The sequence below is a fragment of the Acetobacter sp. JWB genome (assembly GCF_003323795.1).
GTDB classification, from domain to species: domain Bacteria; phylum Pseudomonadota; class Alphaproteobacteria; order Acetobacterales; family Acetobacteraceae; genus Acetobacter; species Acetobacter oryzifermentans.
Map to the genome: position 1 here is coordinate 2263261 of NZ_CP030871.1, position 13596 is coordinate 2276856.

Sequence of the window (13596 nt, forward strand, 5' to 3'; positions counted from 1 at the left end):
CCTGTTCATGCCGTGCTCTAAAGGAAAAATTCTTTCAACTTTCACTGCTAACCCGCCATTTGAAGGACTTCAGCTTTCACTGTGTCCGAAAATGAAAGGGCTTGTTCACGTTCAACAAAATCGCTGATCGACGCCTTTCCTGAAACTATTGAATTGAGCACTTCAGTCATCACTGTCTCGAAGGCTCTAACAACCTTATCCGGCGTTCCGGCTAACCTGTGCTCGAACAGCAGGGCGTCGTGCATTGGCAAAACTACTTTCACATCATCGATGGAAGCGACCGCCAAGAGTGCCCGCTTAAATATCAGAGATGCCGTCCCCTGAACAACCTGACTGACCGCTGATCGTTGCTCCTTACCGCTCAACTGTCCCTTTCCAATCCTTCGGTAGTGGTTACCTAATACCGTAGCAACGCGGCCAGTACCTTGGAACTCGGCCCATATCGACCTCTTCCAATCCTCATACCGCTGGAAAAGCCGGAATGCCTCCTTTGCCTTTTGCCTTTCCACTCCAAGTGAATAGGCGGCGTCGATCAAAGCTTTTCTGCTCATCCCATACGCATAGGACAGGAACAGCTGCTTGGCGGCTTTCCGGTTATTGACCAAACCTAAGTGTGTGTTCGCAAATAGATCATACATGTCGCCTGCAGCGTAAAGACGCTTAAGCTCTTCATCCCCGGAGAGAGCGGCCATTATACCCACCTCGAATTGGTCAAAATCGACGTAGCAAAGTTTGGCACCGGTGCGTGCGGAGATGATGGATCGATATCGCTTCGGAATATTCTGGAGGCTGGGGCTGCGCAGCTGGACGCGCGACGTGCGTGACCCAAATACATCTACGACCGGTCGAGTGATGTTGGTAGCCAATGTTAGAGAACCCAACACTCGACGCGTAACGTCAAGGGCAAGAAGCGCCATAGTGTCTCCGCCGAAGTCGCGATCGTGAGGTACGAATTCCAGAAGATACTCTATAGATACTTCATCAAGTTCGAAGCCTTCCAAAACGAGCTTGGACTCCAAAGCGCGTCTACTTGGCGTCTCAAGCGGCATATCATGCTTCGCAGAATAAGCCTTGAGCGCTAGGAAGTAGTCATGCTCCGCCTGTGACCGCTTTTCTGAAAGCCCGATTGTATCAATTGAAATTCCAGCTGACATGGAGAGCTGAAGCAGCCGATATGCGGGGACTTCGACGGTGAAAAAGCGTTCCAACTCGCCGTTTGCAGATGCTTGCTCGCAGAGCTTGAGATACATCGCCTCGATCGCGGTAGCGGCCTTGCAGACAACTTCTGCATCAAAGGGCGCGCCTTTGTTGAACATCTTTCTGTATCTGTCACAAACGTCTTGCTCAGCTCCGTAATGTCCAAGTTGAGTCGTAACATCGCGCTTTTCCCGTGAGAGCCGGTCTTCGGGAATGCCGCTGGTCGAGATACGAAACTCGTCAACGTCAACAATCGTTGCTGGCAAAGTTCCCGTTCTGTCGAACAAGGCGTCGCGAATCATCCAGAAATCATGGCAAACCACAACTTCTGTGAAGCTGACTACGGTGGCGGCATCGGTTTCCTGAAGCTGACCATCTCGGAACCAATAGTAAGAGTCGCCTCCTCTGTCGGTAAAATCTTTTACAAAAAGCATAAGCCTGAACGAGCCGTCAGTCATATCCGCTGACCTCATCGACAAGATTCAGAAGATCTGTGCTCTCGCGGACAGCAAAAGGAAGGCCGTCCTCGTTGCAGTGTTGCTCAGCCCTGCGACCAGTTCCCTTCAGAGAGATCGGCACACTGCCATATAGTGGGCGCAGCGCATCCTGATCTAGTATTGAAGAGGCTATCAGTAGGTACCGAGCGTTTTGATATGGCAAAGATACAAACTCTTTGATGCATCTTTCTATGATGACCTTTTCATCTACGCATCGTAGCCATATCAGGATGGCCGCTGCTTCTCCCGACTTTACGTCTTCACGTAGCTTACTTTCGGCTAGCGTCACGAGTTGATCAGATCGATATTTTCGAACAGCCAGTAACATCCAGATATTGTAGTTTTGCCAGTCATGGATTGCTCCGTCTTCTGCGAGCAGAAACGCCTCCAACGCTGGCATGCAGCGGCCATCGCGGTCCAACGTCGCTATTAGCCTACAGTATTGGTCAGTTGAAACTGCGTGCTCAGATAACGAGCGCGACAGGGTATCAAGCAGATCAATCGATAATGAGTCACCTACATCGAAGAGGCCGGACTCAACGATTTTTGCTACCCGGTTCACGGCGAAACGGAAGGTTCTTGTCTGCGAATCTCCATCGGCAATGCACCGACTAAGAATGCCAAAAATATAAGTCACCGACTTGGTCACGATGCGACGACTGCGAGACTGCCACATTTGGTTTATCGCGATTGTAGAGCTGTCTTGCGAGGGGAAAAACTCAGCAACTCTTTCGCTCGAAACGTCCGGGGAGAGAATTTCGGTCTTGTTTGCGTTGATGTTTAGCCCGACCGTCCGCAGCTCCCTAATGAGGTCCTGTAAAGCTCGCCGAGCGTGGAGTTCAGAGTCGGCAATGATGCGTATGTCGTCCACGTAACGGAAGTAGTCATAACCTTTCCTCGTCATTTCCTTATCTACAGAAGACAGGAGAATGTTTGACAGAAACGAGGAAGCATCGCGGTTCTGAGGAAGGCCATGATCGCGGCTGAACGTCCATTGCGTTAGTAGCCGGTCAAGCGTGGCGATCGCATTGCGAATCTGAAGCTTTTCCGGGCCGGTCGCCTCGATGTCAGGAACAGCCTTTTCGAGTGCATTTACGATCTGAACCCGCGACACATTCTCAAAAAAATTACTTAAATCGGTAATTAGTAGATGGCGACCTGATCTACGGAAAGTGAGCGTCACACCCTCAAAAGTAAACCAACGGTCTATCTTGTTTTTAAACAGATACTTCGCATCCAGAGGTGCTGGATCATAGCGGTAGCTCAGCACTCTGTGGCCGAGGAGAGGGTCATAAAAAGGTATGAGAAAGCTACATATCGATTGATAAACAAACCGATCAAAGAAGTCGGTTTCTAGCCCATATCGCTCTCCGAATCCCTTCTTCGGTATATTCCGAACGACGCTGCGAGTGCCACAATATACACCGTTCCACTCCTGCAAAAGCGATATGATGATTCGCTTTGCTTCAGCTGGATTATTGAATAAATCGTCATACTGAAGACAGTCAAAATACCAGTCGTCGCGCATATCCTGACGCAAATGCTTTAGCACAAGGTCAAAGTTAACCGGAAACCCAAGCGCTTGCCCGTTTAACCAAAAAGCAGGATTGATTACATAGTCAACTCGTTCATTGCTGTCCATTGGTCGGCTTCCCTCAGTGTGCTCACGGATGAGAGTGCGCTCAAATTCCGCAAGAGCTGCGAAGACGAGGAAGACCAAGATTATGAGCGAGACAGGCGGCTTCAATCAGATCCCGCTTAGGTAGCCACTTTTGGTCGTTCTCAGAGAGAATCTCTTTCCTGGATTGGAATAATTGAAGTAGACCGTAACCGATCTGGGACACTTTAATAAAATGAGTTAGGCGTGTGCGATGAAAATCACCTTCTCCGGTACCCATCACCTGTGTCTTGCCTTGTAGCCGCCTAAACGCAGCTGAATGCAACATGCGTGTGCGGTCTCTCTGAAATGGTGAACGAGGGGCTCCTGAGCGTTGGGGCTGATTTCCATAAAGTTGCTCTTTAAAAAAGCTTAAATCAGAGGTCATGGGTATGTCCTGCTTCTAATGATCTAGGTCGATTTTAAGTCGAAAATTTATGCTTTCCAATGTCGGCCACAAGGAAGCTGCCATGCTACATCATCGTCACGAAGGCAATAAATTTATTATTTGGCTTCTGGGCTCATTCGACAGTTCAGATTCGAACAGATGATGTCCGCTGTGTGGAAAACCAGTTGGCAGTGTGTATGTCTGACATGTAGGCGATACCTGACTGGCTTCTTCTCGCGTAGCCCCAAGATAACTGGTCGTCCTGTGTAGTAAAGTCTGCTGTACCCATAGCTTCGCTGCCTTCACTACACGGAAAATATGCGGGAAAGAAGATTTTATTCGTTATTTAGACGACCATCTCCATCCAGTTGCAGCCGAGTTGGAACAGATGCGGTATTTTGCAGTAACCTGCAAACAGCAATATTTGCATCAACAAATCCTTCCCAGCTGTATTGCTCTGCATAATGTATTCGATATTGTTGGTCCACTCGACAGATATCTGGCCGCGTTTCATAAATAAGGCAGTGCTTGTTCGCATCATCGTAGTAACGACATGCTCCATCTCCCCGGTCTAAATACCGTGTTTGCTCTGCCAGATGCACATGACGACAACACAGCCCGCACTGCGTACAGGGAAACGATTGTAGCATCACAGTAGCGAGGTCAACCAATTCCGGGTACTCGCCACATTATCCATTTCGAACGGCAATACGATGCCACGAGCTTCCACTTCTTGCTTTAGCATTACAGTGCGCTGCAGCTCATCGTTACAAGCCTTCAGCTCCAGCGTGAAGGTTTGCAGTTCTCCTGGATCCAGATTGAATTCTATCTGACTTAACTCAATTAGGTAGCGATCCAGTTTCGCATTAATAGCCTGAAACTGTTTGATCGTTTCTGCATAAGGACTTAATAAGCCCATATAAGTCCAGATTTTTTCCGCTATCGCGCTATATAGCAAAAAATAACTGAGCCCCAAAGTTAGCACTCCGGTTACAAGGGCACCAGCAAACCCGGCTAACTCAGCGCCAAATGGAAAAGTGCAAATTGGCAGCAACTGAGTATAGGTTATTGACCCAACTACCGTAGCGACACTTATGCATAATAGCGAAGTCACCGCCTGACAGAGTTCAACAAAATTGAGCTGGTCAGGATTGAATATTATCAATTTGATGGCCTGAACCAGTTGCCCCCATACCTCACGAATGATTTTGATCGTCGTTTTTTGGGTGGTGGCAAAAATGTTGAATATTGTCGTTGTTAGACTTCCGAAGATTCCCGCAAAAACACCGTCCTTAAATGTTTGCAGAAAAGAACTAAAGCGTGCCTTGACCCGTTCCCAGATACCTTTGAGAGACTTATTGATGCTTTCAACGAACACTTCAAATTTAAAGTTTTTTTTGAGATTCTCAAGTAATATCGGTAGTTGCTCACGCAACTCAAACCAGATCTCTGCCATGATAACCCCAAGCATCTGCCGAGTGCCCATGGCTAGACCAGCCATGCCCGCAGCACGAGCTGTTTGGTGCAAAAACTTACTACTGGTATAATAGGTGTAATTTATTTGCTGTTCATATGGCGCACGTGCTTTTTCATCACGTTTACGCATGGCTTCGGGATCGATCGCTTTCAGTTCGGTAAGCTTCTTCTCAGTTGCATGAATCTTGCTTTCCAGCTCTCGCGCTTTGTTCTGCTGCTGCGGCGTTTCACGAGGCATGGCCTCAAGGCGCTTGCGGTCTTTAGCTAACGTTGTTTCATGTGAAGTAATCAGGCCTGGAAGCCTCTGTAGATACTCATTGATCGATAGTTGTTTTTTCGATTTATTAACAGTCTCGTGCGTAGGTTGCAGATTACTGTCCTGGTTGGCCAGTTTTACTCCATCCAGTCCTGCCAGCACGCGCCCCGCGTCATCATGAATTTCCTTAGTGCTAATCACGTGATCGAGGTTGCGCTTCTCATGCGTTCCCATCTCTGTGTTACGGTAAGAATCGTGTAAAGTTGCGTTGGCCTGCTGAGTTTTATTCTTCTGGCCTGTAGCTATGTAATTGGCATTTTTATGGTAAGCTGTGCTGTCATACTCACCGCGTTGTTCATAGCGTTGTTGCTCAGTGGCTGTTGCCCACACACCATTACGTACGTTGTTTATGGTATCGACTTTGCCGCCTTTCTTGTCTTCGAAAAGCAGAAAATCCAGACCAAAGCTGGTTACCAAGCTGTTTATTATGGTTTTCTCGAGCTCTGCAGCCCAGGGGAAATCTTGTGCGGCGGTGTGCATAATGGCGTCCATAAGACTTAGATAATATTTAAGGTAAGCGCAGGGCTGTTAGGCCCTGCCATAAGTCAAGCAGGCTCTACACAGGCAGCACTTGCCGTGGCTTTGTGGATCTCCCTATCCAATTCATCGGTATTGAGGATCATCGAACCGTCTGCGTCCGTTTCCATCTCAGGCAAGCCATTTTCATCTTTTACAGCCTCACCATTAACATGCTTAGCCTTGAAAATCGGCGTGGTGATCAGGTCGACAAGGATAGCCGCCAGAGCGTAGCCATTGCTAATCGCACGCATGATAGTGTCATTTAGTTGCGTCAGAACGGCTTGTGGATCCTGCTTAAGCACTTTGGCAGAATCGATTTGGCTGGCAACAGCCTTTAGAATATCAAAGTAATTATCAAACTGAACGTAAACCGACTTCAATACGTTAAGAATATCGGATGCATAATCCTCAGTTTTTTCGAGCTGATGCTGGGCTTTTTCCAGCTTTTCCACTGCGCTGTCGACTTCATCGTTGGCCTTGTGGGCGTTTTTCAATGCTCCTTCGCCATGAGTGTTGTATGCCCAGCCAACGATGGCCAGCACTGGACCAGCTACTGCAGCACCGAGAATTGCCGTGCCACCGGCCATACCTAAGCCACCAGTCGCGAGCGAGCCACCGCCAATCGCTGCCAATGTGGCGTTAGTGGCAGCTACACCAGCTAAGGAGGAAATAGCGGTACCAGTGGAGGCAGCACCCAGTGCCATTACACCACCGTATATGGCAAACCCGGTAGCAGCGCCGGTCAGACCGGCTCCCGCTGCCGCCCCCAACACGCCAATGGCGGTGTAGCTGTAACTCTCAACGCTTTCCAGCTTATGCTGAGGAATGTTGATTTCCAATTTATCCTGACGGCCAACATTTAATTTTTGTAGCAATGCATCAGCAAGAGTTTTGAACTCATTAAAACGCTGACCGATGCTCAGCTCTTCCTTTCCAAGCACTTCAAGCGCTGAACTGGTCGCTGTTTCTTGTGCGTCGAAGATCTTTCTTTTTTGATCATAACGATTCTTGGCGTCTTTGACGATCGTATCAGCTTCTGAGTGCTTCTGATGACCGTTGTAGCCCTTCTTGGCTCCGTAGGCTGCCGAGGCCAGAGCCGCAGCACCAAGAATAAGTGGAAGAGGCATTGCAATATCCTGACCTGAAATAGCCTGAGATTAACAGAAAATAAGTTGATGAAACTACGCGACGAGAAGGATATGGTCCATAGCAGGCTTTGGTTACCCAGATATGATACCATCGCACGAGAGCCTTACACGCTTTTGTTGGCTATTGTGCTGTTCTCTCTACCAAGTAGCTTGCAAGAGGCTGAGGCTGACTGCCAAGGGATGATGAGCGCCATCAGGGACCGGAGTGCAAATGGCTGACAAAAAATTCGATCAAATGGTCGTCAACGTGCGCAAGCCGACCGCTAGCGGTCGAGCCTCTTTTGAACCAAAGTGACAATAGCGGCATGTAATAGTGATGTCCGCTTTCGGAAAGTTGTTCACGTGTCTTGCATGTCCGCAACGAGGCGTAAGCGGAATGTCTGGATCTGTCCGCGTGGTTGACGGAGCTTCTGCTTGATTGGCAGATTCATCATTAACTTCTGCACTTTTATCGCGATTAAGTGGATTTTTTATCGACAAAAACGGCAGTCAGCGGCGGATTATCATTATCTTCTGGTTTTCGGCACGACAGGCTTTGTGCCCGGATTTTTTACGTCCAACAAGAGCGCGATGCATGATATTCAGCTTCTTATTTGTAACTGAATAAAAAGAGCAAGAAAACGAGAACCAAAATACATAATTGCAATAGCTGAAACGCTCAAAATTAAAAATTGGGCAATTCTTCCAAATCTAGAGAAGAAAAAACCTTTCATATGAGCATGTGGGTAATTGATCGTTTTACAAAAAAATTTAATCCAAAGATCTAAAATAAGAAGAGACGCGAAAATAATTCCTATTAAAAGAAAAAAATAATTATGTCCCTTCTGCCAAAATGCAAATATAGGAACTAAAAGAACAGTGCGTTCTAGTATCTTAAACGAGTAATCTATCGCGACAGAATACGAAGAAAAGGACTTTATGCTGTCGGAAAAATCATCTGGGTCAGAGAAAATATTAGGCATCACTCAATTATAAAAATCTGTTTTCAATTTTGCAATAGTAGTATCCTACGACTTTTCAACCTTGCCAAACTAAGCATGTATTTTTCTTTTTCAAGATACAGTCTTACATTAAAAATAGTCCGTTGTTCGGAATTTATGAACAGGTTCGTTTGTGACCGACATGAAAGCGCAATGGGAAGGCCCGCTTTTGCACGAGATATGTCAAAAGCCGATGCCTCCTTTTTACTTCCGCTGTTCACTATCGCTCTCTAGTTCCCGAATAGATTCACAAACAGTTTCTCCCATCGCGCTAGGCAAGCCTCATCGAAAGTATCCGGCTGGGCGACGAGCGATCTGCTCTTGACCAACTTCGACAGCTCTACTTTCCAGCCGGGATCAAGCTTTATTCCTTGTTCCTTAGCCCAAGCTTCCATCTGTGGTACGATTGGCTCGCCCGGGCGTAGGACGTCAGCAAAATCACTCGTGCGTCCGCGATACATCCGGTCTAACGCGTTTGCGACGAAAGCTGCTGGAAAGAGATCCTCAACTTCCGAGCCGTCAATCTCAGAATAAGTATCCGTCGAGAGAACCCGTTCCTTGCTCGACTGATACGCACCGTTCTGCAGTTCGCGGGCAGCTTTCCGCCCCGCAGCGTCACCGTCGAGCAGTACCAATGGGACATCCTCATCCCGGCCGGCCAGTATGCTTGAGATCGCCCTAGCGTTTGCTGCACCATGTGAAGGCGGGAATACAATGTCTCGCCGAGGCGTGATCCGCTTCTGACTGATCAGAAGGAGTTTGATGGCGGTTAAGTAATGCTGGTCCGAGGGGCCCTCTACAATCACAGGAAGACAGCCTAGGAGTAGGCTTTCAGAAACGCTCATATTTAGAGCAGAGTGAATGGCGTAGGCAGCACCAGCCCCGCGTGGGTCCGCATTGCCTCGTCGCAAATCCGCCGATGCCTTTGTGGAACCGTCCTCCGCAACATACACCTTCCTGACCTGATCAAGCATGTCGGCATCGACAAGAAACGGTGAATGCGTCGTGTAAAATATCTGGTTAGTGGCCGAAAGCCCTTCGAAGAACTTGAAGAGATCGCGCTGTGCTAACGGATGTAAGGAAAGGCCTGGTTCGTCGAGCAGAAGCACAGCTCCGCTGTGAGCACCTTCACTCTCGACCAAGAAGACCAAATAGAAGCAAAGGAACCACTGTAAGCCAGTGCTTCGGTCTTCGAGTTCTACTTTGGCCGGACGTCGGCTGTCGCTTACCCATATCCGAAAATGGTCACCATCCGCCTGAAAGTCGAAAACGTAATCGCCCTGCTTCCACCATTGCGCAAACTTGCGGGTAAGGTCCGCCCCGGCGGAGTGCAACAAGATTGTCCTCTCGCGCTTTCGTGTGGCGACCCGTGCTATCTCTGCCTCGTCTGTCGTCGCCTTCCCCGTCATCTCGACCTCTTGGCCAAGCTCAAGAATTTCTTCCGGCTTGAGTCTTACGAAGCTAAACAGCGTCCGCAATGTGCGTGCTCGGGCTTCCTCTCTAGATCCGAGCTTCCTGCTGCCCAAGTTTTCCACAACATGCGGCAGGTAGATTTCTGAATCAAGATTGCCGTAATTCGAATAGTAGACGAACTTGGGCATGCCTCTGATGATTAGGTCGCTCACGCCGTCAACGTCCTCGGGCGGGGTTGAATCCAGACCGGCCTTGATCTCCTCTACTTCTTCAATTAGCTCAGTATAACGTTGCCGCAGCGATCCGCCGTGGTCAGTAAATGTAGATAATGCGTTAATTATTTGGTCAGATACCTCTGAGACGGCCTCGAAAGTGACATGATCTTTTGTCTCCAGCGTAGCTATGGCATCGTCGATCGCTCGAAGAAGCGCGGCTTTAAATGCAACCTCGTTTCTTCTACCAGCCATTCCGTCGAGTTCCCTGCGGGCATTTTCGAGTGTGCTTCGCAGCACTGAAGGCTCGGACGTGCGGACTACCTTGCAATCAGGGAATGAGACACAGTAATCACCGGAGAACGAACGCGTGACCCGGCAACGTTCCATCTCGGTTACGGGGCGCCCTGTCAACTCGGCGATCTCTGCCCCGAGCTTTTCGGCCAGGAATTCTGCTTCAATAAAGACTACAGACGTAGGATCATCTTTGATGGAGGCATACTGCGTCTTCGGGTAGTCGGAAGTCGGCTGGATGTCACCGTCACGCGCGGGGTTTAGCTTCCATAACGGCAGTAAAAGGTTCGATTTACCTGATTCATTGACTCCGATCAGAGCGTTTACCGCCGATGCCGTAATCCACCCGCTATCCACAACTGAGCGAAAATTCGTCACTCTGAAACCCGTTAGGCGCATTGAACCCTCACCGAAAACGCTGATAGATGTGAGCGGAAAATAGCATACCCTTAGAATTACCCATACTGGTGTTATGTGTGAGAACTTTGCCTTCTGCGATCGGACGCCGGCTCAAATTACTCTTGCTTAACGGGGCGTAAAGATCACGATGGAAAACCGTGTCTGCATGCTTGTTTGCTCTCGGTGGAGGTGTTGCAACACACGCTCGCATTTGTCGTGTCCGCTTTGCGGAAAACGATCTGTACCGCTGTCTGTCCAGACTGAGGCGGAAGCGGCTGTAAGGCGTATGGGACGCCACGCTCAAATAAGGCCCTTACTAAAGAAGATGACACGCTCAGTCTCATCGAACCCAAGCGCTCGATGCATGGCGAGGCTGTCAGTGTTTGTAAGCTCTGCGTCGGAAGCCAATTCAGTGCAACCGTTCTGGCGCGCCCAATGGGTGATTTGCTCCACAAGGCCGCGTGCGACTCCGCGCTGGCGTTCAGCTGGAACGACGTAGATCCCCTCCAGGAAAGCGACCGGCGAAGACGTACAACCGTTGACGTAGTCATACCGCATGGAAGCTTCAGCGAAACCGCAACAAGCAGCGTTCGTAGAAAAAGCGAGCAGAATTAGACTCTGCGTCTCGGGCTTTTGCAGCAGATCGATAATCTGCTGTTCGTGGTCGGCGAGGGTATCATCGTTCCACAGCTCCCTTCGGAGCCGAGCATAAACGGGAACATCAGCCAATGTCGCGCGGCGAAACAGCAAGAAACCTCCGTCCTGAAACATTGTCATTCTTGAGCGAGATGATGTCAGCTATCCGACCTTCAAACAAGGGGAGCTATTGTCCGCATTGAGGCGAAAGCCGTAGGTCGGCTTAGCACCGAACAAGCGTACAGATAGCTCGGTCCAGATGACCACAGAATTTCTATCTACACGCAACCATCGTCAGGGTAGCCTCCAGCCATCATAGACAGTTCCGCTCCCACCATCGGTCGTCACTGAACTAACACAATAACCGTTCTGTACGCGCCATCCGCTCCCTGCACATTTCAGTATCTTGGCAAGGTCACCTGTTTGGTAGAGCACATAAATTGGATCGATTAGTCCATGCTCATAGAGTTGTCGGGCTTTCTGCCCGGCATCACCCGTCGCCCACGACGTCATCGCCAGAGCATTCGTGTCGCGGGCATCTGCTGACCCTTTTTCATAGCCAGCTTTCTGCCCCGCGTTAGTCCCGGAGATGTATCCCTCTTTTTGCCCGTCCGCAGATCCTTTGTTGTATCCTGCGCTATAGCCTGCCTCATAATGGGCGTCATGAAACTGTGTTCTTCCGGTCCACAAGACCGTAACCAGACCTACACAGACAAGTGCAAACACCGTAATTGAAATTGCACTCCACATCTGGATCTTTCGCCGCAGGATTGTAGACGCAACGTCCTGTCCCGCAACAGCGACAGCGGAATTCAAATCTGATTTTATCTTTGCCTCATATCTCTGCATTGCCTGACGTGAATTCTGATTAAACTCATCAGAGATGACTTCAATGGCCTGCGGAATGTCCTGCAGTTTTTTCGTGTAGTATTGAAATGGTATCAGGATCAGCCACAACGCATCGTTGTCCCGGATATCCATTGCATTCTTAATTCTGTAATGCTCCTGGATCTCGGCGTCCGTGGGATTTCGTCCATAAAATCCCTGGAAAACGGTCTCGAATTTTGTCACTCGACAACCTCCTCAAACATCTTTTTGACCTCAGCCCGCCATCTCATAAGTTCAATCCGATTGCCAATCGGAAGATCTTCCGACGCCTTCTCGATCGTCATCCGCATTATGTACAACTGATCAGCAACCCGGTCCGCAACCTCCGGAAAAACAAGTGACTTTCCACCGAGTTTTTCAATATATTTCTTGGTTTGCGAATTATTGTAGGTTTCAAATTTTTCCTTGTTCCCAAAATAAGAATTCATGAGAACGTTTGTTTTGGATTCAGGTATTTGTTCTAAAAAATTTCTTAGTAATTCCACGCAATCACGCTGGCGATTGATAACCCACAACGTGATCAGTTTGCGCTTCAGCAATGGTAAGGCCTGTTGAAGGCGATCCCCATACGTCTGTACCGCATGATCATTCCGGGCCGCCGAATTAATGACCACGACATGATTTCTACGGTTGTCACATTGAGTGATGAGATCCATCCAGCCGTCGACATGATCAAGATTCAAGGCGACTGCAGTTGTCACGCCGCCATAACATTTCAAAACATCCGGGTTCGACGTATCCGTTTCCACGAGCAAAACGTCTTTACCCTCACTCATCAGCAAATCGATGAGACTCATGCTCACCATTGATTTGCCGACGCCCCCTTTTCCACCGCCAACCAGATAAATATTTTCCATGAGACTCATCCTTTTCATAATACATCGCGATCTGGCGCGATCAGAAATTCAGCCTGATTTTTATCCTCCTTCGTCGTCTGCTCTTTTTTCTGTCTTTTTATTGCGGTTTTTTCCGTCACTCTGGTTATTTTTTTGTTTTCAGTCGTAGGTTTTTTAGTTGTTTTCTTGTTTTTTATAGGTGTGTTTTCACGCTTTCGCTCTGGTTCTCTCAGATACGTTTTGAGTGTCGACGCCGTGATCTTAAAATCGTTTTCACGAAGAAACTCAACAATCTGCTCGAACCCATATCCTCGTTTTCGCAATGCAGCGATATCGTCAGCGAGAACGGCAATGCTTTCCTTATTATTAAGCTGAATTTCATCTGCCTTTAGTTCAGGCAAGTCTGACATTTTTTTGCGTATGTCATCTATTTTTGAGCGTGTGTGATGTGCGCGCATTGTCGTCCCCGCTTCAAATCAGCAAACTGATTCGCTGTTGTGATTTCATTATACATTATCGGCAATATTTTTGATGGCGCTAAAATCGCAATTTTTGACATGCCTAAAATGGCGCTTATTTGTGGTAAACTATCACTGATTCGATTTACAGGATGGGGTTTGTCACACACATGCGCCGCATGGTGTGACAAACCACGCCAGGCCGTTCGGCGCTCCGCGTCTCACAGGCTGGCTCATTCCTGCTTCTTTTTCTTCTCTTCTTCCCAAAGAAGGAGTCCATGT

General features: G+C 48.6%; 10 protein-coding genes and 1 pseudogene. All 11 read right to left on the reverse strand.

The window, feature by feature from the left end:
• Window positions 1-47: 47 nt before the first annotated feature.
• Window positions 48-1655: a DNA polymerase gene (locus DS739_RS10725; protein WP_035352150.1), complete on the reverse strand. Its 1608-nt coding sequence runs from the start codon at window positions 1653-1655 to the stop codon at window positions 48-50.
• Window positions 1648-3336: an RNA-directed DNA polymerase gene (locus DS739_RS10730; RefSeq protein ID WP_035352154.1), complete on the reverse strand. Its 1689-nt coding sequence runs from the start codon at window positions 3334-3336 to the stop codon at window positions 1648-1650. Before DS739_RS10730 ends, DS739_RS10725 begins: the two co-directional genes overlap by 8 nt.
• A gap of 189 nt (window positions 3337-3525) precedes the next feature.
• A pseudogene (locus tag DS739_RS14310) lies at window positions 3526-3673 on the reverse strand (deoxyguanosinetriphosphate triphosphohydrolase); the annotation flags it as partial.
• A gap of 401 nt (window positions 3674-4074) precedes the next feature.
• Window positions 4075-4389, reverse strand: a complete 315-nt coding sequence (locus DS739_RS14655) for a YkgJ family cysteine cluster protein (RefSeq protein ID WP_081461425.1) — start codon at window positions 4387-4389, stop codon at window positions 4075-4077.
• Window positions 4389-6011 (reverse strand): hypothetical protein, encoded by a 1623-nt coding sequence (locus tag DS739_RS10745; RefSeq protein WP_035352169.1) that lies wholly within the window; start codon window positions 6009-6011, stop codon window positions 4389-4391. The genes DS739_RS14655 and DS739_RS10745 overlap by 1 nt, the downstream gene beginning before the upstream one ends.
• Before the next feature lie 65 nt (window positions 6012-6076).
• Window positions 6077-7177 (reverse strand): hypothetical protein, encoded by a 1101-nt coding sequence (locus DS739_RS10750; RefSeq protein WP_006115895.1) that lies wholly within the window; start codon window positions 7175-7177, stop codon window positions 6077-6079.
• A 1231-nt stretch (window positions 7178-8408) separates the two neighbouring features.
• Complete coding sequence (locus tag DS739_RS10765) at window positions 8409-10475, reverse strand: ATP-dependent endonuclease (RefSeq protein WP_157772573.1); 2067 nt, start codon at window positions 10473-10475, stop codon at window positions 8409-8411.
• Window positions 10476-10796: 321 nt separating this feature from the next.
• A complete protein-coding gene (gene aac(6') / locus DS739_RS10770) occupies window positions 10797-11267 on the reverse strand; it encodes an aminoglycoside 6'-N-acetyltransferase (protein ID WP_050793117.1) in 471 nt (156 codons plus the stop codon).
• A 159-nt stretch (window positions 11268-11426) separates the two neighbouring features.
• Window positions 11427-12203: a hypothetical protein gene (locus tag DS739_RS10775; RefSeq protein ID WP_006115892.1), complete on the reverse strand. Its 777-nt coding sequence runs from the start codon at window positions 12201-12203 to the stop codon at window positions 11427-11429.
• Window positions 12200-12877, reverse strand: a complete 678-nt coding sequence (locus DS739_RS10780; protein WP_035352171.1) for a P-loop NTPase — start codon at window positions 12875-12877, stop codon at window positions 12200-12202. The genes DS739_RS10775 and DS739_RS10780 overlap by 4 nt, the downstream gene beginning before the upstream one ends.
• Before the next feature lie 14 nt (window positions 12878-12891).
• Entirely contained in the window at window positions 12892-13314 is a 423-nt protein-coding gene (locus DS739_RS10785; protein WP_139018864.1) for a hypothetical protein, read from the reverse strand.
• Between the last annotated feature and the right edge of the window lie 282 nt (window positions 13315-13596).

What these genes read in the sequence shown, in the direction of transcription:
- DS739_RS10745 (WP_035352169.1), bottom strand. Translation starts at nt 6,011, where the DNA reads ATGCACACCGCCGCACAAGATTTCCCCTGGGCTGCAGAGCTCGAGAAA.
- DS739_RS10785 (WP_139018864.1), bottom strand. Translation starts at nt 13,314, where the DNA reads ATGCGCGCACATCACACACGCTCAAAAATAGATGACATACGCAAAAAA.
- DS739_RS10780 (WP_035352171.1), bottom strand. Translation starts at nt 12,877, where the DNA reads ATGGAAAATATTTATCTGGTTGGCGGTGGAAAAGGGGGCGTCGGCAAA.
- DS739_RS10730 (WP_035352154.1), bottom strand. Translation starts at nt 3,336, where the DNA reads ATGGACAGCAATGAACGAGTTGACTATGTAATCAATCCTGCTTTTTGG.
- DS739_RS14655 (WP_081461425.1), bottom strand. Translation starts at nt 4,389, where the DNA reads ATGCTACAATCGTTTCCCTGTACGCAGTGCGGGCTGTGTTGTCGTCAT.
- DS739_RS10750 (WP_006115895.1), bottom strand. Translation starts at nt 7,177, where the DNA reads ATGCCTCTTCCACTTATTCTTGGTGCTGCGGCTCTGGCCTCGGCAGCC.
- DS739_RS10725 (WP_035352150.1), bottom strand. Translation starts at nt 1,655, where the DNA reads ATGACTGACGGCTCGTTCAGGCTTATGCTTTTTGTAAAAGATTTTACC.